This is a genomic window from Paenarthrobacter sp. TE4293 (genome assembly GCF_050435325.1).
Taxonomy (GTDB): domain Bacteria; phylum Actinomycetota; class Actinomycetes; order Actinomycetales; family Micrococcaceae; genus Arthrobacter; species Arthrobacter nitroguajacolicus_C.
In genome coordinates this window covers 82,595-101,565 of sequence record NZ_JBNJRY010000006.1, presented here as the reverse complement: position 1 = coordinate 101,565, position 18,971 = coordinate 82,595, and the positions used below count along the sequence as shown (strand labels likewise).

Annotated in this window: 16 protein-coding genes and 1 riboswitch; of the genes, 9 read left to right on the top strand and 7 right to left on the bottom strand. The window is 63.8% G+C overall.

Annotation, left to right across the window (positions count from 1 at the left end):
• Positions 1–2 precede the first annotated feature (2 nt).
• Positions 3–162: riboswitch (cyclic di-AMP (ydaO/yuaA leader) on the bottom strand.
• Positions 163–295: 133 nt separating this feature from the next.
• Both QF015_RS13535 and QF015_RS13530 read right to left on the bottom strand, forming a co-directional pair.
• The gene (locus QF015_RS13535; protein WP_429389615.1) at positions 296–1,795 is read right to left on the bottom strand and encodes a sensor histidine kinase; all 1,500 of its coding nucleotides are present in this window, start codon (positions 1,793–1,795) and stop codon (positions 296–298) included.
• 3 nt (positions 1,796–1,798) lie between these two features.
• Positions 1,799–2,539 carry a response regulator transcription factor gene (locus QF015_RS13530; RefSeq protein WP_429389614.1) on the bottom strand — a complete coding sequence of 247 codons (741 nt, stop codon included), beginning with the start codon at positions 2,537–2,539 and terminating at the stop codon, positions 1,799–1,801.
• Positions 2,540–3,338: 799 nt separating this feature from the next.
• Here QF015_RS13530 and QF015_RS13525 point away from each other — a divergent pair.
• Together QF015_RS13525 and QF015_RS13520 are read left to right on the top strand one after the other, a co-directional pair.
• A complete protein-coding gene (locus QF015_RS13525) occupies positions 3,339–4,205 on the top strand; it encodes a winged helix-turn-helix domain-containing protein (protein ID WP_310202635.1) in 867 nt (288 codons plus the stop codon).
• A 226-nt stretch (positions 4,206–4,431) separates the two neighbouring features.
• On the top strand, positions 4,432–4,956 hold the full coding sequence (locus tag QF015_RS13520) for a SixA phosphatase family protein (RefSeq protein WP_310202633.1): 525 nt from the start codon (positions 4,432–4,434) through the stop codon (positions 4,954–4,956).
• 14 nt (positions 4,957–4,970) lie between these two features.
• Here QF015_RS13520 and QF015_RS13515 read toward each other — a convergent pair whose 3' ends face one another.
• Positions 4,971–5,297 (bottom strand): hypothetical protein, encoded by a 327-nt coding sequence (locus QF015_RS13515; protein ID WP_429389611.1) that lies wholly within the window; start codon positions 5,295–5,297, stop codon positions 4,971–4,973.
• A 117-nt stretch (positions 5,298–5,414) separates the two neighbouring features.
• Positions 5,415–6,335, bottom strand: a complete 921-nt coding sequence (locus QF015_RS13510; protein WP_429389609.1) for a LysR family transcriptional regulator — start codon at positions 6,333–6,335, stop codon at positions 5,415–5,417.
• A 72-nt stretch (positions 6,336–6,407) separates the two neighbouring features.
• Between QF015_RS13510 and QF015_RS13505 the strand changes: the two genes are divergently transcribed.
• Positions 6,408–7,322, top strand: a complete 915-nt coding sequence (locus tag QF015_RS13505; RefSeq protein WP_429389607.1) for an EamA family transporter — start codon at positions 6,408–6,410, stop codon at positions 7,320–7,322.
• A 63-nt stretch (positions 7,323–7,385) separates the two neighbouring features.
• Here the strand turns inward: QF015_RS13505 and QF015_RS13500 are convergent, their stop codons facing one another.
• Both QF015_RS13500 and QF015_RS13495 read right to left on the bottom strand, forming a co-directional pair.
• On the bottom strand, positions 7,386–8,864 hold the full coding sequence (locus QF015_RS13500; RefSeq protein WP_429389605.1) for a gamma-aminobutyraldehyde dehydrogenase: 1,479 nt from the start codon (positions 8,862–8,864) through the stop codon (positions 7,386–7,388).
• Positions 8,865–8,977: 113 nt separating this feature from the next.
• Positions 8,978–9,655 (bottom strand): TetR/AcrR family transcriptional regulator, encoded by a 678-nt coding sequence (locus tag QF015_RS13495; RefSeq protein ID WP_310202623.1) that lies wholly within the window; start codon positions 9,653–9,655, stop codon positions 8,978–8,980.
• 179 nt (positions 9,656–9,834) lie between these two features.
• On the opposite strand from QF015_RS13495, the gene QF015_RS13490 reads away from it, so the two are divergent.
• From QF015_RS13490 to QF015_RS13465, 6 genes are read left to right on the top strand one after another with little or no spacing between them, the layout of a single operon-like run.
• Positions 9,835–11,547 carry an amidohydrolase gene (locus tag QF015_RS13490; RefSeq protein WP_429389603.1) on the top strand — a complete coding sequence of 571 codons (1,713 nt, stop codon included), beginning with the start codon at positions 9,835–9,837 and terminating at the stop codon, positions 11,545–11,547.
• A complete protein-coding gene (locus tag QF015_RS13485) occupies positions 11,544–13,241 on the top strand; it encodes an ABC transporter substrate-binding protein (protein ID WP_429389601.1) in 1,698 nt (565 codons plus the stop codon). The genes QF015_RS13490 and QF015_RS13485 overlap by 4 nt, the downstream gene beginning before the upstream one ends.
• A 1-nt stretch (position 13,242) precedes the next feature.
• Positions 13,243–14,271, top strand: a complete 1,029-nt coding sequence (locus QF015_RS13480) for an ABC transporter permease (RefSeq protein ID WP_429389599.1) — start codon at positions 13,243–13,245, stop codon at positions 14,269–14,271.
• Positions 14,268–15,125, top strand: coding sequence for an ABC transporter permease (locus QF015_RS13475; protein WP_429389597.1), 858 nt, complete (start codon positions 14,268–14,270; stop codon positions 15,123–15,125). Before QF015_RS13480 ends, QF015_RS13475 begins: the two co-directional genes overlap by 4 nt.
• On the top strand, positions 15,122–16,744 hold the full coding sequence (locus tag QF015_RS13470; RefSeq protein ID WP_429389595.1) for a dipeptide ABC transporter ATP-binding protein: 1,623 nt from the start codon (positions 15,122–15,124) through the stop codon (positions 16,742–16,744). The genes QF015_RS13475 and QF015_RS13470 overlap by 4 nt, the downstream gene beginning before the upstream one ends.
• A 39-nt stretch (positions 16,745–16,783) precedes the next feature.
• Complete coding sequence (locus tag QF015_RS13465) at positions 16,784–18,202, top strand: NAD(P)/FAD-dependent oxidoreductase (RefSeq protein ID WP_429389593.1); 1,419 nt, start codon at positions 16,784–16,786, stop codon at positions 18,200–18,202.
• Between the two features lie 77 nt (positions 18,203–18,279).
• Here QF015_RS13465 and QF015_RS13460 read toward each other — a convergent pair whose 3' ends face one another.
• Positions 18,280–18,900: a hypothetical protein gene (locus tag QF015_RS13460; RefSeq protein WP_429389592.1), complete on the bottom strand. Its 621-nt coding sequence runs from the start codon at positions 18,898–18,900 to the stop codon at positions 18,280–18,282.
• Positions 18,901–18,971: the final 71 nt, after the last annotated feature.

Here is an 18,971-nt window from a genome sequence, read left to right as displayed (position 1 = left end):
TGATTACCTCTCAGCGCCTGCGGAGTTAGCTGTCGGGTTCGGATGAGGTCATCCGGCCGCGCATCACGCTGCGGCTTCACCCCAAGGGCCGGCAAAATGCCTGGGCCCGGAGACTCTGGGTCCCCCGTCTCTGCCTCGGAGTAAGAACGGACTCCGGGAAGTGGCAGAGCTCGGCGCATCCCGGATGTGGGCCTGCTAGGGACGACCCACCCTTTCGACGGTACAGGAGGTTTCCGTAGAAGTCACATTTAGGTAACAGAGATCACGATGGCGGTGAGTCGCCTTGCTGAATTCGTTACACCCGTTCGTTGCTCACGGTGGAGAGTCGAAGGGCGAACTCCGTGCGTCCCGGACGCGAGGTCACCTCAACGCTCCCTCCGTGCGCTTCGACGATGGATTCAACGATGGACAGGCCCAGTCCCGACGTACCTTCGGACCCCGATCTCGCGGCATCGGCGCGGGCAAAACGGGAGAAAATCCGGCTTTGGAAATCCTCCGGAATGCCAGGCCCGTTGTCCGTCACGGTGACTACTGCGCTGCCGTCGGCAGAGAGCATGACGCCCGTGACGACGGTGGTGCCGGCCTCGGTGTGCTTGCGGGCATTGGACAGCAGGTTGGCCAGCACCCGGTGGAGTTGCGTCGCATCGCCGCGGACCGTGACGGGCTCATCCGGGAGCTGGAGTTGCCATATATGGTCCGGCGCCATGACCTTCTCGTCGCTCACGGTTTCGACCACCAGCTGTGTGAGGTCCACGTCCGTGACCTTGACCGGCTGGCCCTCGTCGAGCCTGGCAAGCAGCAGGAGATCCTCCACCAACGTGGTCATGCGCTCGGACTGGCTTTGGACACGTGCCAGCGACTTCCGGCCGTCATCGGTGAAATTCTCGGTCATCCTCAGCAGCTCGGTGTAACCGCGGATGGCGGTCAGGGGCGTCCTGAGTTCGTGCGAGGCGTCCGCGACGAACTGGCGCACCTTGGTTTCGCTCTCCTGGCGGGCCTCCAACGCGCTGGAGACGTTGTTCAGCATTTGGTTCAGTGCGTGGCCAACGCTGCCGACTTCCGTGCCCGGATGTGCGGCCGACGGCGGTACGCGCACCGCAAGCGCCACCTCACCGGCGTCGAGAGGAAGACGGGAAACCTTCGTGGCTACCTCGGAGAGTTGTTCCAGCGGGCGCATGGTCCGGCGGATGATGACGGTACCGGCCAAGCCAATAATCACCAGCCCGCCCAAGGAAACCAGTACCATCGTCCACACCAGGGAGGCCTCGGCGCTCTGCTTGTCTGCGAGCGGAAGGCCCGTCACGATCACGTCGCCGTAGGCGGTGTCTACAGCCATCAGCCGATAGTCGCCGTTGGAGAGCGAACGGTCCACCGGGCCGGTGTCTTTGGGAAGCGACAACAGGACTTGCTCGTCGGCTGCAGAGAGCGAAACGCGGTTGCCTTGCGCGTCGATCAGTCCGGAACTTCGCACCGTGGAGCCGTCGATCCTGGCATTAAGGGTTCCTGCGGCCTGGCCGCGTGCCTCAAGGGGGTCGGGCCTTCCTGACGGCGAGGAAGGGAAGTTCGACGGCGGCCTGCCGAAGTCGTTCGCTCGGCTGGATGCCTGCTCCAGTTGCCTGTCGAGCTGCCGGTTGAAGACCATGTCCATGGAGGCGTAGCTGACCACACCAACGGCACTGCAGATGGCGACCAGGAGGGCCATGGCCACCAGGACCAACTTTGTCCGTAAATGCCAGGTGGACGGGTTGAGCCAGCTGCGGCCTGACGTCCTGGCCACTCCCGAAAGTGTGCTCAACGCCTAGTCCGCTGGCTTGATGACGTAGCCGGCGCCACGGATGGTGTGGATCATCGGCGGGTGGTTGGCTTCGATCTTCTTGCGCAGGTAGGAAATGTAGAGCTCCACGATGTTGGCCTGGCCACCAAAGTCGTAGTCCCACACACGGTCCAGGATCTGGGCCTTGCTGACCACCCGTTTGGGGTTCTCCATGAGGTAACGCAAAAGCTCGAACTGGGTGGCAGTGAGCGGGATGTCCTCGCCGGCCCGGGTGACTTCACGGGTGTCCACGTTCAGGGTAAGGTCACCCACCACCAGCTCGGCGGTGTCCATGGCGGCTACGCCCGAACGCTGGACAAGACGATGGAGACGCAGGAGGACTTCTTCCATGCTGAAAGGCTTGGTGACGTAGTCGTCGCCGCCGGCAGCCAAGCCAACAATACGGTCCTGCACGGCGTCCTTCGCCGTGAGGAACAGCGCGGGAACCCCGGGAGCGAAAGCGCGGATGCGGTTGAGGACCTCAACTCCGTCGAACCCCGGCAGCATGACGTCCAGGACCAGGACGTCGGGCCGGAAATCCTTGGCAAGCTTCACTGCGTCAGGCCCGTCGCCGGCAACCGCCACGGACCAACCGGCCATACGCAGGCCCATGCTCATGAGCTCGGCCAGGCTGGGTTCGTCATCCACCACCAGGGCGCGGATTGGAGAGCCGTCCGGGTGGGACAGCTGGGGAAGGTTGTTGGTCATGGAGTGCGAGGAAGCCATGGGACAACTCTCCGTTCTGCTGGTTTGCCAACGCTTTGACCGTCCTGTGAGGACGCTGTGAAGTCAACACTAGCGAGGTGGGAGTCCGGAAACACGCGTATCCACAGGTCACAGGAGTGACCTCTCCCGACCCTGCGCAGCCTGCGACCCGTGCTGTAACGCAGCAAACTTCTTCCCATTCCGGATCGTCGTGGGCGTGGTCAGAAGCGGAGATGCCGGACCGGTCGGTCGGGAGGCTTCGTCCTGAGCAGGGCGTGCCGGTTCTACAGCTTGTAGCAGATTTTCGGCAAAAAAATCCGAAGTGCTGCCGGCGGCGATTGGACAACAACTGTTTCAGATCGTGAGATTCCGTGGGTGGGTGGTTCGCGGGAATGGTGGTGCATATAATGCCCGATTGACCGAAGAAAATTCATTGGAAGGCGAATATTTCTTCCTCCAGCCGAATGAAATGGAGTTCATTTATCCCCACAGCTGAATTGTGATTTGCGGCACAATAGACCTCCTCGTCTCAAAATGTGGACGGTTCGGCGCTTTGTTACTTGCGTGTTGCCATTGTTACGTTGCACACTTCCAATGTGAACAAGAACTCAACAGCACCTGCAGCCGCAGCAACCTGGCCCAGCACACCCGCTGGCCATGATGACCGCTGTTGTCGAATGCAAGCCTAACTTTCCACCCCAAGAAGTTTCAGGCATTCGCCCCCTAGCCCAGCGTTGGGCGCCCCTCCCCAAACTCATTGCGGGGACAACCAGCATTCGAAGCCGCGATGACGGCTATTCACTTTTGAGGTAAGCACTCCATGTCAGTTGCATCTGGATACGTCCACATCTCCGTCCGTAACGCCAACAAGGCAGCGTCGAACGCAGGGCTCCGCCCCGGATTCGGCAACCGCCCCGGCTACGCCCCCACCCAGCAGGGCGCGGGCCAGCAGGCTCCCGGTTACGTTCCGCAGGGCTACAACCCCAACTCCTATGGCCAGTTGCGCGCCGTACCTGCCACTGAGTCGGCACCCATGACGGCACCCACTCCGGTGATTGCCCAGTCCGACAGGCTCCGCCCCGTTGCCAACGACAACGTGGCCCGCGGTTTCGTGCTCTACATGGGCATCGACGAAGAAACTGCCGCAGCAGCCGGCACCTCCATTGCCAAGCTGGCCCAGGAAATCCGTGCCTACGCACAGTCGCTTGTGACCGGCGCCGAGAGCTACGCTGCCGTCGCAGTCGCTCCCGCCGGGGCACCCGGGTCCGCACTCGACGTCGTGCGTTCCACCTTCGGTGACCCCACCGTGGCCTCCCGCCAGCGCACCGAAACTGCCCGCCCGGCGCCGCAGCAAGAAGCCCGCCCCTCCGGCGTGCTGATCGACCTCGCCCGCCGCGAAGTGCACCTCGACGGCGAATCGTTGAACCTCACGTTCAAGGAATTCGAACTGCTCAACTACCTCGTCGAAAACGGCACCCGCACCGTGGGCCGTGACGAACTTCTTGAAGGTCTGTGGCGCAACGCCGAAGAGGTTCCCAACGAGCGCACCATCGACGTGCACATCCGCCGCCTTCGCTCCAAGCTTGGTCGCCTTGCCAACACTGTCCGCACAGTACGTGGCCAGGGCTACCGCTTCTACGAGCACCCCGAAGTTATTGTCTGGGCCGCTCCGGAATACTCGATCTAGCTTTACAGCCGCCGGAAGGCGGCACATACCTCTGCGCCTGCGCTCGTATCTCCCTACGGCCGCCCTCACCTCGCAAGCCCGGTCAGGGAACCCAAGCCCGGTCAGGGAACCCTGGCTGCGTGGGCCCAGCAACAACGGCGCTGTCGGGATGTGCCGCCTTTCGTCTCTTGTCACGCCCAGTGAGCATTGGCCTCCAGGGCTAAGCGGGGGCGGATAGGGTTGATTCATGAGCGACCATCACATCAAGCGGCTCGTGATCATGCGACATGCCAAGGCTGATTGGCCCATGGGCGTGCCTGATCATGAGCGTCCCCTCGAAGAGCGCGGACACCGGGAAGCTCCGCTTGCAGGGAAATGGTTGCGTGAGCAGGGCGTGGTGCCGGACTTCATTTTGTGCTCGTCTGCGTTGAGGACCCGCCAGACCTGCACCTGGGTCTGTGATGAGTTGGGCGATAAAGCGCCGACGCCGAAACTTGAGGACGGCTTGTACGCCGCCTCCGCGAACCGCATGTTGACGGTGATCAACCACGTTCCCGACACCGTGACCACCCTGATGGTCATCTCGCACATGCCCGGAGTCCAGGACCTCGCCATGCACTTGGCATCGCGCGATTCGGACCACGACGCATACATGGATGCCGCTACCCGCTACCCAACGAGTGCGTTGACGGTCATGGAAACGGAGAAATCCTGGGCTGAGCTGGATGGGCAGGACGCGCGGCTGACGCACTTCACGGTTCCCCGCCACTGACCTGCGGGCAGCCTCTATTGCGGGTTGCTTGGGTCCCCGTGGGCCAGTTGGGGCATGCACATGCAGCGGATCTCGAAGACGGGCAGGCCTGCAGCTTCTTCGCCATGCCCGGTCGCGACCAGGTATTCGCCGTCGAACATGTACACGGGCAACTGCGGCGCCAAGTATTCGTTGTACCGGCTGGGATAGACCCATTGCCCGCGGATGTCGAACGCCGGCAGGGCGTACGGATCGCGCCGGTTGTGGGCGCTCGGATAGAGTCCGTCGTCGATCATGATGTAACTGACAAGGCCATAGGTGTGATGGTGGTTCATGTCCGTGGGAAAGAGGATTGCTTCCACAGTAGGGCCCCTTCAAAAGTTTTCGGCGATCGCGCTCCGAGCGACGCAGGTAGCTAAGTAAGGTTAGCCTAAGCTAACAGCTGGCTGCGCGTCGAATGTTCCCCCGTGTGACGTTGATCAACCGCGCGGAAGGGGCAGATCTTCCGCGGCGATCTCACGCAGCATGCGTACGGCGAGCCGGATGGTGGGGCTGGCGGTCATCGTCTTGCGGAACACGACGCCAACCGATCGCTGCTGGACGGGGTTGACCACGGGGATGGCGACGACGCCAAGCGGCAGCGGCGGTCTACCGAGCCGCGGGACCAACGCCACGGCCACGCCCTGCTCCACCATCGCGATGTGCGTGGAAAAGTCGGGATCGTAGACACGGATATCCGGGACCCGCCCCAGCCCCGCGAAGATCTGCAGTAGGGCCTCGTTGCAGATGGCTCCCGCCGGGGTGCTGATCCAGGTCTCGTCAAGCAGGTCTTCACGCTCGACGGCGGTCCGGGACGCGAGCGGGTGGGTGCTGTTGACCAGGACATCGGCTTGGTCGATGCAGAGGTCCTCATGCACCAGGTTCTCCGGGATGACCAGCGGGACCGAGTTCCAGTTATGCACTACCGCCAGTTCCGCTTCGCCGGACGCCACCCTTTGCACCGCTTCGCGGGGGTCTTCTGCCAGCACGGTGATTTCCACGGCAGAGTGGGCAGTCGCCATGCGCGCCAGCAGGGGTCCCACCAGGCCGCGGCACGCCGTGGAGAATGCGACCAGCCTCAGCAGGCCCGACGGCTTGGCGGGATCCGCGAGCAAAGTGGCCTGCAGTTCCTCAAGCTCGCCCATGATTCGCCGGCCATACCCTGCCAGCGCCAAGCCACGTTCGGTGAGGAGTACCCCGCGGCCGTTTCGCTCGAGGACCGTCACGCCGGTCTGCTTCTCCAACTTTTTGATCTGCTGCGAAATGGCGGACGGGCTGTAGCCCATGACATCGGACGCGGCTACCACCGATCCGTGCTGTTCCACGGCCACGAGCGCCCTCAGGGCTGAAATGTCGATCATGAAGCAAATGTACGCTGTTATATATCGAATTCAACGCTGGTTCTTCACGCTGAAGCGGACCATAGTGTACTTGTGAACCTTCGCCACTCTGCCCTCGCCGTCGTGGTCGCCGTCCTGTGGGGCATCAATTTTGTTGCCATCGACCTCGGCCTGCACACGAACGGCAGGGAGGTTCCTCCGCTGCTTTTCGTCGCCATGCGCTTCCTGCTCGTCGTTTTCCCGTTCATCTTTTTCATCCGAAAACCGAACGTGGGCTGGAAAGCGATTGCCGGCGTCGGGCTCTTCATGAGTGCCGGCCAATTCGGGCTCTTGTACCTGGGTATGGCACTGGGGATGCCGGCGGGCTTGGCATCGCTGGTCCTTCAGGCGCAGGTCTTGTTCACTATCCTGCTCGCAGCCAAGTTCCTGGGCGAGAGGCCCAGCCGACGCCAGCTGGCCGGCGTGGTGCTCGGCATCGCCGGGCTGGGAGTGGTGGCATTGGGGCGCAGCGCTGTGGCACCGGTCCTTCCGCTGATGATCGTTTTGGCCGCAGCCTTGTCCTGGGCCGTAGGCAATGTGGTGGCGCGCCACTCAAAAGCGGCTTCCGGTTTGGGGCTGGTGGTGTGGTCCGGTGCCGTGGTGCCCGTACCTTTGGCCGGCTTGTCGCTGGTGGTGGATGGGCCGGGCACCGTCTGGGCCACGCTTACTGACCTGCAACCAGCCACCATCCTGAGCGCGATCTACACTGCCGTGTTCGCGTCCTTGGTGGGTTACGGCATCTGGAACCGTCTGTTGTCGCTGTACCCGAGTTCCGACGTCGTGCCCTTTACGCTGTTGGTCCCGGTGGTGGGGATGACGGCGGCCTGGCTGGTCCTGAACGAGATTCCCACCATTGCCGAAATCATGGGCGGCCTGATCCTGTTGCTGGGAGTGGCCACGGCAGTGCTCGGGACAGGACGCAAAATCCGGCCCGAAGCGACCGTTGTGAGGCCCGCTCTGCGGCTATAAATCCCGCGGAGTCATGCACAGCGGGCCTCACAACGGCGCCCAGCGGGCCTCGCAACGGAGGGATCAGCGCAGCGTGAAGATCGTCCGGTGCCAGTCCTTCTCGGTGGTGCCGTCCAGTTCGACCATCACGTGCTTTACCTGCGTGTATTCCTCGAAGGAGTACGCGGACATGTCCTTGCCGAATCCGGACTGCTTGAAACCTCCGTGGGGCATCTCGGAGATGATCGGGATGTGGTCGTTGACCCAGACGCAGCCTGCCTTGATTTCGCGGGTGGCGCGCATGGCTCGTTGGAGGTTGCCGGTCCACGCTGAGGCCGCCAGTCCGTAGACGGTGTCGTTGGCGAGCTGGATCGCTTCCTCATCCGTGTCGAAGGGAAGAACCACCAGGACCGGGCCGAATACCTCGTCCTTGACAATCTCCGAGTCGGGCGCCGCATCCACCACCAGTGTGGGGCGGTAAAAGGCGCCGTCGGCAAGGCCCTTATTCGTCGGAGCGTAGCCGCCGGCCACCACTTTGCTGTAGCCCCGGGCCCGCTCCACCATCCCCGCCACATGGTCCCGCTGCTTGCAGGAGACCAGTGGGCCAAGGTCCGCGTCCTCATCCCCGGGGGTGCCCAGGACGATCCCCTCAAAGTGGTCGGCCACCTTCGCCACGAATTCCTCGTAAAGGCTCCGGTGCACAATGGCCCGGGTTGCTGCGGTGCAGTCCTGACCCGTGTTGATGAGGGAGCCGGCAACGGCGCCATGTACGGCGGCGTCCAGATTGGCATCATTAAACACCACGAAAGGGGCCTTGCCGCCCAGCTCGAGGTGCACGCGCTTGGCGTTCACGGCCGCAGCTTCCAGGACTGTCCGGCCCACAGCGGTGGAGCCGGTAAAGGACACCATGTCCACATCGGGGTGCCGCATGAGCGCAGCCCCCACAGTGGCGCCGTCGCCCACCACCACGTTCACCACGCCGTCGGGCAGTCCGGCATCCGTGAGCGCCTGCGCGAACATGAGCGAGGTCAGTGGCGTGATTTCAGCGGGCTTGAGGACAATGGTGTTCCCGGCGGCGATCGCGGGCAGAATCTTCCACGCGGCCATCTGCAGCGGGTAGTTCCACGGCGCGATGGACCCCACGACACCTATCGCTTCGCGGCGGATGGACGACGTGTGCTGGGGCGAATACTCAGCTGTAGCCTTGCCTTCGAGGTGGCGGGCGGCCCCGGCGAAGAAGTCGATGTTGTCAATGGTGCCCGGGACGTCGAACCCGCGGGTCAACCGAAGCGGCTTGCCCGTCTGTGAACTCTCCACCCGGGAGAACTCCGCGGCCCGTTCGACCATGATCCGGGCGAACTTTTGCAGGATCCCGGCTCGTTCTCCCGCGGTGGTCCGGGACCATGCGGGGAAGGCTGAACGCGCTGCTGCCACTGCCGCTTCGAGGTCTGCCAACGAAGCGAGGTTCACGGTTTCCACCACCTCCGATGTCGCGGGGTTCATGACGTCCAGCGTGTCGCCCGAAGTGCCGGTGAGGAGTTTTCCGTTGATGAATTGATGCATGTGGGTGCCGTGCTTTCCCTGCCGGGCGTCGGTGTCCGGGCAGCGGTGAAGGGACGACGCCGGGTGGTGGCGTCGTGCGGGGAAGGTGCGTTGCGTTGCCGGGCAGGCAGGTGTCAGGCCTGCGTGCTTTCGCGTTCGGCGCTGTCCAGGATGGCCGCGAGACCAGCCTGGAACGCCTTCAATGAGTCGAGGTTTTGCAATGCGGCGTGATGCTTTTCGAGCAGGGGGTGTCCGGTGATGCGGGTGAAGACCCTGGGGTTAAGCCAGGGATCGTGTCCCTCGGAGTCCGGGAGCCGCTGGATTTCAACCGCAATGCCGGCGCCCAGCGCAAGGGTGTAGCTTTCCAAGGCTGCGTAATAGTGCACGACGCGGTCCTCTTCGAGCCCGGCGTCGGTGAGGCATTGGAGGACGAACTCGATTGCCGTCAATTCACCGGGGCCGTAGGTGTCCGTGGCGAAGGACTCGCTGCCCAGGGAGGGGTGCTGCATGAAGACCCTGAGGAGCTCGTCCAGGTAGGCCTCAAGCCTGGCGCGCCAGTCCTGATCGCGTGCCACGGCCAGCGTGCGTTCCACCGATGTCATGAACAGCTTGTCCAGTGCTGCCCTGACGATGGCGTCCCTGTTCCGGAAATGCCGGTAGACGGCGGTGGCGTCGACTTCGAGTTCCTGTCCCAGCCGGCGGACGGTCAGCCGTTCGCCGGGTTCCTGGCGTGAAATCCGGAGGACGGCGTCAATGATGGTGGCTGGGTCCAAGCGCGTGCGGCGGTCCGTTGACTGTGCTGGCTGCACCATCTGTTGTCCGCCTTCCACGCGATCCCCGGTTGAATATCAACCTACATGATCCATGGCGACCTCCTCTCGAGAACAAGTCAAAGTCTTTGTCAGCGATGATGTCAACACTGTTGACTTTAATGTGATCCGGCTCATAGTCTGTCTCCCAGAGTTGAATTTCCCCACGAAAGGACTCGATCGTGCACGCAGAGATTTTGTTGGAGAACGGATGGGTGTACACCGGCAAAGACGCCGGACCCAGCCGGTCAGATATAGCTATCGGGGGCGGACGGATCATGGCCATAGGAGACGGCCGGGACGTCCAGGCCACCGTCACCCCGGACACCCGCCGTGTGGACCTCCAAGGCCAACTGGTGCTTCCCGGGTTCCAGGACGCCCACATCCACCCCATCTTCGCCGGGATAGAGCTCCTCCAGTGCGACCTGACAGAGGTGGCCAGTGCAGAAGAAGCGGTGGCAACAGTGGCCCGCTACGCCGCGGACAACCCGGACCAACCGTGGATCGTGGGCGCGGGATGGTCCATGGACCTGTTCCCCGGTGGAACCCCCGGCCGGGAGTTGCTTGACGCCGTGGTCCCGGACCGGCCTGTGTACCTCGTCAACAGGGACCACCACGGCGCCTGGGCCAACACTGCGGCCTTTGAAGCAGCGGGAATCGGTGCGGCAACACCTGATCCGGAGGGCGGCCGGCTGGAACGCGAAGCGGACGGCACTCCAGCAGGCACCGTCCACGAAGGTGCCATGGACCTCTTCAACGCGGTCAAGCCGGCAGTGTCCTATGAGTTGGCCTACCAAGGCCTGCTTGCCTCCCAGCAACTGCTGCTCGCCCAAGGCATCACTGCCTGGCAGGACGCCTGGGTTCCCATCCCGGAGGGCGGACATGCCGATCACCTGGAGGTCTACCGGGACGCCGTGAAGGCCGGGGACCTCAAGGCCCGGGTCACGGCCTGCCAATGGTGGGACCGGACCGCCGGCGTGGCCCAGATGGAAGCAATCGTGGAACGCCGTGACAGCGTGCGGGAAGAATTCGACCCCCTGCAACTCAACGCCAACACAGTCAAAGTGATGGTGGACGGTGTAGCCGAAAACTACACGGCCGCCATGCACCACGTCTACCTGGACCACCACGGCCACCACACGGACAACCGGGGCATTGAGTTCTTCGAACCGGACCAATTGAAGGAATTCGTTACCGCCATCGACGGCGCAGGCATGCAGGTCCACTTCCATGCCCTCGGCGACCGCGCTGTGACGGATGCCCTGGACGCGCTGGAGGCAGCCCGGGATGTCAACGGCACCAACGATCACCGGCACCACCTCGCGCACCTTCAGATGGTGCGCGACGCAGACATTCCCCGCTTCGCGGAGCTCAATGCGGCCGCCAATGTGCAGGCACTGTGGGCCTGCCACGAGGAACAGATGGACACCCTGACCCTCCCGTTCCTGGAACCGGGCGCCGAGGACAAGCACTATCCCTTCGGGAAACTGGCCGGCACCGGCGCCACGGTGGTGGCAGGCAGCGATTGGCCGGTCTCCACGGCCGACCCCATCGCAGCCATCCACGTGGCTGTGAACCGTACAGCTCCCGGGCAAAACTTGCCCCCGCTCGGCCCCGAATCACAAAAGCTCAGTCTCAAGCAGATCGTGGACGCCTACACCCACGGCACGGCGTGGATCAACCACCTGGACGCCGTAACGGGAACTGTGGAACCTGGGAAACTCGCCGACCTCGCGGTCCTGGACGTCAATCTCTTCGAGCTTCCTGTGGAGGAACTGCACCAGGCGGTGGTGACGCAGACGTGGATTGGGGGCGAGTGCGTCTATGACCGCGCGGCAGCCCAAAGCCCGGTCCCGAAAACAGCCCGTGGACACCAGCCGGCGGTGACGCAGTGAGGCCGCCAACAGCACCCGTACCTGCGCAGGCCGCCCTGCGCATTAGACAGCGGACGACGCCGTCCCGCATCACCGCGGTGACCGTCGCCGGCGTCGTGCTCGGCGTGGTCCTGGGCGGCTGCGGCGCCCGGCCCGCCAGCGTGACGGACGCCGCGGGCGCTGCCAAGTACACCCTGTCCACCTCCACAGATGCGCCCACCAAGGAGATCGACAACTTCAGTTGGGCCATGTACGCGGAGCCGTTCTCCCTGGACTACGCCTACGCGTTCGATTACCCGGACAACACCGTCCTGTCCAATGTGTGCGAATCGCTCTTCAGATGGAACGCGGACCTCTCGACCTCACCCGGCCTGGCCACGGGGGTGGAGAACCCCGACCCCCTGACGTGGATCTACACCATCCGCCAAGGGGTGAAGTTCCACGACGGCACTGAGATGACGGCGGACGACGTCGTCGCGTCCCTGAGCCGCCACCTCGACCCGGAAGTGGGTTCGTTCTGGGCATCGTCCTATCAAAACGTGGAGTCCATCGAGAAGACCGGCGACTACGAAGTTACAGTCACCACCACCCGCCCGGACTATGTGTTCAACGCTTCACTGGTGGGCGCCCCCGGCGTGGTGGAGTCCGCAGCAACCCTTGAGGAAGCAGGCAAGGACTACGGCAACTCGAAAACGGGCGTGAACTGCACGGGACCGTTCCGGTTCGATCAGTGGGAAGCAGGGGAGAGCATCACCCTCAAACGCTTCGACGACTACTGGGATCCGGACCTGAAGGCCAAATCGAAGCAGGTCACGTTCACCATGCTCCCGGACGCCACCTCCCGCATCAATGCTTTCCAGACCGGTGAAATCGACGGCGGCTTCGCGATCCCGTCCAACGCAATCGACATCCTCAAAGCCAACAAGGACGCAGGGTCCCTGTACTTCGGCAATGACACCTCCGTACAGAGCATGGTCTTCACCAACCTGGCCGGGACCTTCCAGGACGTCCGGGTGCGCAAGGCGCTCATGATGGCCATCAACCGGGACGCACTGATCAAGGCGGCCGAACAGGGCTATGCGAAGAAGACGGATGCGTTGACCACCAGGAGCGTGTGGAAGGACGTGCCGCAGCAGACGACTGACGAGGCCTTCGACGGCTTGCTGTCCACACCCTATGACCTGGAAGAAGCCAGGAAACTCATCAAGGAAGCCGGAGCCGAAGGCAGCAAATTCGTCTTCGCCACCGCCTCACTGAATGCGGCCTTCGACATCACAGCACGGGCCATAGCGTCCGCGGCCAAAGAAATCGGCCTGGAACCGGAAATCCAGACCATGTCCAACGACAAATACACCACGCTGTTCTCCGACCCGGAGGCGCGCAAGAACGTGGACCTCCTGGTGACGTCCTGGTACCTCTCGAGCACCGAACCCCTGGAAATGTACAGCGTGCTGCGGACCGGGGACTTCAGCAACTACGGCGGCTGGAGCAACCCGGAATTCGATGACGTGGTCAACTCCGCCTACAGCGTGCAGGACCCTGAAGCCCGGGGCGAGCTCACCGGGCAGGCCGCCAAGCTGGCCAGCGAAGACGTGGTCTGGGGGCCGCTGTACGAAACCGTCACCTCCATGTGGCTCGGCAAACGCATCACCGGTGCGGACCCGTCCATCAACTACATGTACTTCCCGTGGGCAGCCCAGATAGGAGGTCGCTGATATGACCGCTACAGAACAGCTCCAGCCTGCCACCGTGCCGGTCGCTCCCGGCAACAAGCGGGACAAACGCAGGGCGGTCCGCCCGGCGGTCTATATCGTGAAGAAGCTGATTGCCCTGGTGCTGACGTTGTTCGTTGCCTCCCTGGCCGTGTTCTTCTCCCGCTTCCTGGTCCCCGGAGACCCTGCACGCTTCCTGCTCAGGGGACGCAGCCCGAAACCCGAGGCACTTGCAGAGATCACCCGGCAGTTCGGCCTGGACAAGCCGGCCTGGGAACAGTACCTGAACTGGCTCGGCGGCATCCTGCAGGGGGACTGGGGCCGGTCGCTGACCTACCGCCAGGACGTCTCCGACGTCTTGCTCGGACGGCTGCCCACCACCTTGCAACTGGTCGCCCTGGCCGCGGTGTTCATCACTGTCCTCGGCTTGTTCGCCGGAATCGTGGCCAGCCTGAACAAGGGCTTCGCGGACCGCTTCATCCTGATCACGCTCACTGCGGCCGGGGCAGTTCCGCCGTTCGTTGCGGCCATTGCCCTGGTGGCGCTCTTCTCCGTGGGCCTGGGCTGGTTCCCCTCCTTTGGAAGCGGCGACGCCGGAGGGGACCGGATCTGGCATCTCACCCTCCCGGCGCTCGCCTTGGGCATCACCTACATCGCCATGGTGGCCCGGGTGACGCGGTCCTCCATGAACGAGCAATTGCTCCGCGAACACGTGGAAGTGGCAACCAGCCGTGGGCTCAGCCGTGGGTCCGTGGTGGCACGCCACGTGCTGCGCAACGCGTTGGGTCCCATCCTGACCGTGAGCGGTGTGCTGGTGGCCGGACTCCTGGTATCCAGCGCCATCATCGAGCGGACCTTCGGCCTCTCCGGCATCGGGCAACTCCTGGTGCAGTCCATCGACAGGCTCGACTTCGGCGTTGTCCAAGCGATCGTCATGGTGGTGGTTGCAGCCTTCGTCCTGGTCAACACCGTGGTGGATCTCGTCCAACCCCTTATTGATCCGCGGATTGCGGCCGGAACGGAGTCCCGATGACGTTGGCCATCCAGCTGCCACAGGCGGGGCTTCGCCGTTACGGCAGCCTCCTCTCACCCATGGCGTGGGGCGCGCTCGCCGTTGCCGCCGCCGTCGTCCTTCTTTCCCTGTTCGCCCCGGTCCTGGCACCCTATGACCCGGACTACGTGGACCTCAACAACGTCCTGGCCGGTCCCAGCGGTCAGCATCTGCTGGGTACGGACGCACTGGGCCGCGACCTCCTCAGCCGGATCATGCACGGTGGGCGGACCTCGCTGGTGGGACCCACCATTGTGGTGATCGGATCCACTGTGCTGGGCCTGCTGCTGGGCTTGGTGGCGGGCTGGTCCGAAGGCTGGTTGGGCAAGGTCCTGGGCCGTCTTTTCGATCTCCTCTTTGCTTTCCCTGCGCTGCTCATGGCCATGCTCGCCATCGCCTTGTTCGGGAAAGGGCTCTTCGCACCCATTCTGGCCATGACCATCGCGTACGTTCCCTACGTGGCCCGGCTCGCGCAGTCCCTGGTGGTGGCTGAGCGCAGCAGGCCGTACGTCCAGGCCTACCGGGTGCTCGGATTCCGGACGCCCTGGGTAGTGCTGGGACGGGTGCTCCCCAACCTCATTCCTACGGTCGGCGCCCAATCAACACTGAATTTCGGCTACGTGCTGGCAGACCTCGCGGCGCTCTCCTTCATCGGACTGGGCGTGCAACCGCCCACCAGCGATTGGGGCGCCATGATCGAGGAATCCCGCGGCGCCCTGCTGGGCGGCTACCTCCTGCCCGCCTTCTGGCCCGCCTTGGTTGTGGTCCTGGTGGTGGTGGCCGTCAACGTCATCGGCGAGGAACTCTCAGACCGCATCGGAGGAAAACTTTCATGAGCCAGTTGTTGCAGATCGAAGGCTTTACGCTCGGCTTTCCGGACCGGCAGCCGCTGCTGGACAGCGTTTCCCTGCACGTGGACGACGGCGAAGCTGTCGCCTTGGTGGGGGAGTCCGGCTCCGGCAAGTCCCTGACCACCCGTGCCGCGCTGGGGTTGTTTCCCGGCGGCTCACAGTCGTCCGGCCTGGTCTCAGTGCAGGGCCGCGATACCCTGACGGCCAGCAAGCAACAGCTCATGGAGCTGCGCCGCAGGCATGTTTCGATGATCTTCCAGGACCCCCGCGCCGGCATCAACCCGGTCCGGACCGTCGGGGACTTCCTCACTGAAACACTGGTGCGGTTTGACGGTTTGACCCGTGCCGAGGCCATCGAACGCGCCGTGAAGCAACTGGAACAGGTGGGGCTTCGGCGGGCCAAGGAACTCATGGACCAGCACCCGCACCAACTTTCCGGTGGCATGCTCCAGCGCGTCATGATTGCCGCGGCCCTCCTGAATTCGCCGGATCTGTTGCTGTGCGATGAGCCCACCACCGCACTGGATGTCACCACGCAGGCCGGGATTGTGCGGCTCCTGCGCGAAGAACAACAGTCCCGCGGGATGGGCATGCTGTTCATCACCCACGACCTCAACCTCGCCGCCAGCCTGTGTGAGCGCGTCTATGTTCTCCGACGCGGCGAAGTGGTGGAGCACGGGGCAACCCAGGCTGTTTTCCTGACGCCCCAGCAGGACTACACACGGAAGTTGGTGGAGGCGACTCCTGCCATTGAGACAGGTGGTGGCTCTGCCGTGGCTGCGGCTCTCGGGGCCGAGCCGGCAGGGTCTCCGTTGCTGGAGGTCACCGGGTTGTCCAAGACGTACCACCTGCCCCGGGGGGAAGTCATCACCGCCTTGGACGATGCCGGCTTCAGCATGCCGGAGGGCGGGTCCCTGGGCATCGTGGGGGAGTCCGGTTCCGGGAAGTCCACGCTCGCCAGGCTGGTGCTGGCGCTGGAAACCGCCACAGCCGGCGAGCTCACCCTTCGCGGTATCACCAGGCCGCACCGGCCCCTGAAAGCATCCGAGCGGAAGGTGCTGGCCAAGGAAGTACAGATTGTTTTCCAGGATCCCTATTTGTCCTTGGATCCCCGCATCACTGTTGGCAAGGCCGTGGCCGATGTCTTCCGGCTGCACCAAAAGCAAGGACGCAAGGAAGCCAAGGACAGTGCACGCGATCTTCTTGCGCGGGTGGGCATCCAGCCGGAACGGTTCGACGCCAAGCCCCGGGCCCTCTCGGGCGGACAGCGTCAACGTGTCGCCTTGGCCAAGGCCCTTGCCGCACGCCCCCGCCTCTTGGTACTGGACGAGGCCACCAGTGCGTTGGACGTCTCCGTCCAGGCCCAGGTGCTCGAACTCGTGGAGGAACTGCGGGACCAGCTTGGACTGACCATCCTGTTCGTCACCCACGACCTGGCCGTGGTATCGCGGCTCTGCGCCGATCTCATTGTGATGCACCAAGGGCGGATCGTGGAGCAGGGACCCACAGCGCGAATCCTTGAGGACCCTGGAGACGAGTACACGCGGAACCTCATCGCCTCCCGTCCCCGGCCCCTGTGGGACGCCGAGCCGGTCATTGCCTGACCGGCTAAGAGATTAACCAGTGAAACAGGAGAACCTCCCGTGAAGACCACCGTTTTCGAACGGAATGTCCCGCAGACCGCCGTCGTATCCCATGCGCTTGATGGTGCCGCCCACCGGCCGTTCTGGATCGACGACTTGAAGGACTCAGCAACGCACTACCCGCAGCTCGACGGTGATGCTGCCGCCGACCTCGTCATTGTCGGTGGCGGATACACCGGCCTGTGGACAGCACTTCGCGCCAAGGAACGTGACCCTGGCCGGACGGTGATCCTGCTGGAAGCAGAACACGTGGCTTGGGCGGCGTCCGGCCGTAATGGCGGCTTCTGCGAGGCAAGCCTCACCCACGGTCATGAGAACGGCAAGAACCGCTGGCCCGGCGACTTGGAGATTTTGGACCGGCTGGGCATGGAAAACCTGGACCGCATGCAGGAAGCCGTGGAGAAATACGGCATGGACTGCGACTGGGAGCGGACCGGTGAGCTCAACGTTGCCGTCGAACCCCATCAGGTGGCGTGGCTCCAGGAGGACGACAGCCCCGGCAGTGTCTTCCTGGACCAGGAGGCCATCCGGGCGGAGGTCAATTCCCCTACTTACCTGGCGGGACGTTGGCACAAGGACTCCGTGGCGATGGTCCACCCGTACAAACTCGGCCTTGAACTGGCGCGGGTGGCAACGGAGTTGGGCGTGGTGATCCACGAAGGAACGCGTGTGCGTGAACTTAAGGACCATGAGCACGGCGTCACGGTGGTCACCGAACGGGGAAACGTGGAAGCCGGGTACGTGGTTCTTGGCACCAACGTGTTTCCATCCCTGCTCAAGCGGAACCAGCTCATGACTGTCCCGGTGTACGACTATGCCCTCATGACTGAGCCCCTTTCCGCCGATCAGTTGGCAGCCATTGGGTGGACCAAACGCCAGGGAATCGGCGATGTGGCCAACCAGTTCCACTACTACCGCATCACCAAGGACCACAGGATTCTCTTTGGCGGGTACGACGCGCTCTACTTCTGGGGCCGGCGCGTGGACCAGCGGCACGAATACCAGCCGGAGACCTGGGAGAGGATTGCCTCCCACTTCTTCACGACGTTCCCGCAGTTGGAGGGACTGAAGTTCACGCACAAGTGGGCCGGTCCCATCGACTCAAGCACGCAGTTCTGCGCGTTCTTCGGTACAGCACGGAAGGGGCGCGTTGCGTACGCGGCTGGTTTCACAGGGCTGGGCGTGGGGGCCACGGCGTTTGCGGCGGACGTCCTCCTGGACCTGCTGGCCGGCCTGGACACCGAGCGAACCCGGGTGGAGATGGTCCGGAAACGACCCCTTCCCTTCCCTCCTGAGCCGCTGGCGTCCTTGGGCATCAACCTGACCCGCTGGTCCATGGACAGGGCCGACCACAACCAAGGCAAAAGGAACCTCATTCTCAAGGCGCTCGACGCCGTCGGGCTGGGTTTCGACTCCTGACCCCCCCGTTGTGAGGCCTGTTGTGCGCGTTTTGGGCCTGGGGATGCGTGGAGAGCGGGCCTCGCAACGCGGGGGTGTCAGCGCTTGGGGGCCGGCTTGCGTTGGGCGGACGCGCTCGACGCCGGTCGCTTGGCGGGCGTCGTCGGCGTACGGGGTGCGGGGCGCCTCACGGCAGGGGGCTTCGTTGCGCCGGAAGTACGCGGCGCCGATTGAACCGGTCGCTTGGCCGATGTCCCTGGGCGAGGGGCAGGTTTGCGCGACGGCGGGGTGCGCTTTGCCGCCGTCGCAGGCCTCTTGGCAGGGACAGCGGCCCGCGATCCGAACGACGGTATCACTGCCCCCAGGAACAGCACGCCCAGCGTCCCGACCCCGGCCACAGCAGCCAGATAGAAGTAGATGTCGGAGTCCTTGGTGCCCACGGCAGTACCCAGTGCGTTGGCGTCCTGGTTGAAGGCGATGCCCCACATCCGCAGAAACGCAATGCTGCAGCCAATGAACAGGCTGGTCCCGGCTGCGGCAAGCAGAACCACGAGGTAACGGCGCCGGTTGAAGACCTGCACCAAGGAGGCCAGATAGCAGACCAGCACAGCGCCCAGGAACAGGTACAGCACCAGCTCTTCCAAGACCACGGCCGCCAGTACCAAGAGCCCGAGCGACACAAAGGCGGCCACTACCGCAAGCTTTCCACTGTTCCCCATGTGACGCATGAGGTTAATCATCGCCGACCAAGTGGCCACGCCACGCCGTCGTACATTGCAGTTGGATACCG

What these genes read in the sequence shown, in the direction of transcription:
- QF015_RS13470 (WP_429389595.1), top strand. Translation starts at nt 15,122, where the DNA reads ATGAGCCAGTTGTTGCAGATCGAAGGCTTTACGCTCGGCTTTCCGGAC.
- QF015_RS13520 (WP_310202633.1), top strand. Translation starts at nt 4,432, where the DNA reads ATGAGCGACCATCACATCAAGCGGCTCGTGATCATGCGACATGCCAAG.
- QF015_RS13460 (WP_429389592.1), bottom strand. Translation starts at nt 18,900, where the DNA reads ATGGGGAACAGTGGAAAGCTTGCGGTAGTGGCCGCCTTTGTGTCGCTC.
- QF015_RS13475 (WP_429389597.1), top strand. Translation starts at nt 14,268, where the DNA reads ATGACGTTGGCCATCCAGCTGCCACAGGCGGGGCTTCGCCGTTACGGC.
- QF015_RS13500 (WP_429389605.1), bottom strand. Translation starts at nt 8,864, where the DNA reads ATGCATCAATTCATCAACGGAAAACTCCTCACCGGCACTTCGGGCGAC.
- QF015_RS13510 (WP_429389609.1), bottom strand. Translation starts at nt 6,335, where the DNA reads ATGATCGACATTTCAGCCCTGAGGGCGCTCGTGGCCGTGGAACAGCAC.
- QF015_RS13530 (WP_429389614.1), bottom strand. Translation starts at nt 2,539, where the DNA reads ATGGCTTCCTCGCACTCCATGACCAACAACCTTCCCCAGCTGTCCCAC.
- QF015_RS13525 (WP_310202635.1), top strand. Translation starts at nt 3,339, where the DNA reads ATGTCAGTTGCATCTGGATACGTCCACATCTCCGTCCGTAACGCCAAC.
- QF015_RS13495 (WP_310202623.1), bottom strand. Translation starts at nt 9,655, where the DNA reads ATGGTGCAGCCAGCACAGTCAACGGACCGCCGCACGCGCTTGGACCCA.
- QF015_RS13480 (WP_429389599.1), top strand. Translation starts at nt 13,243, where the DNA reads ATGACCGCTACAGAACAGCTCCAGCCTGCCACCGTGCCGGTCGCTCCC.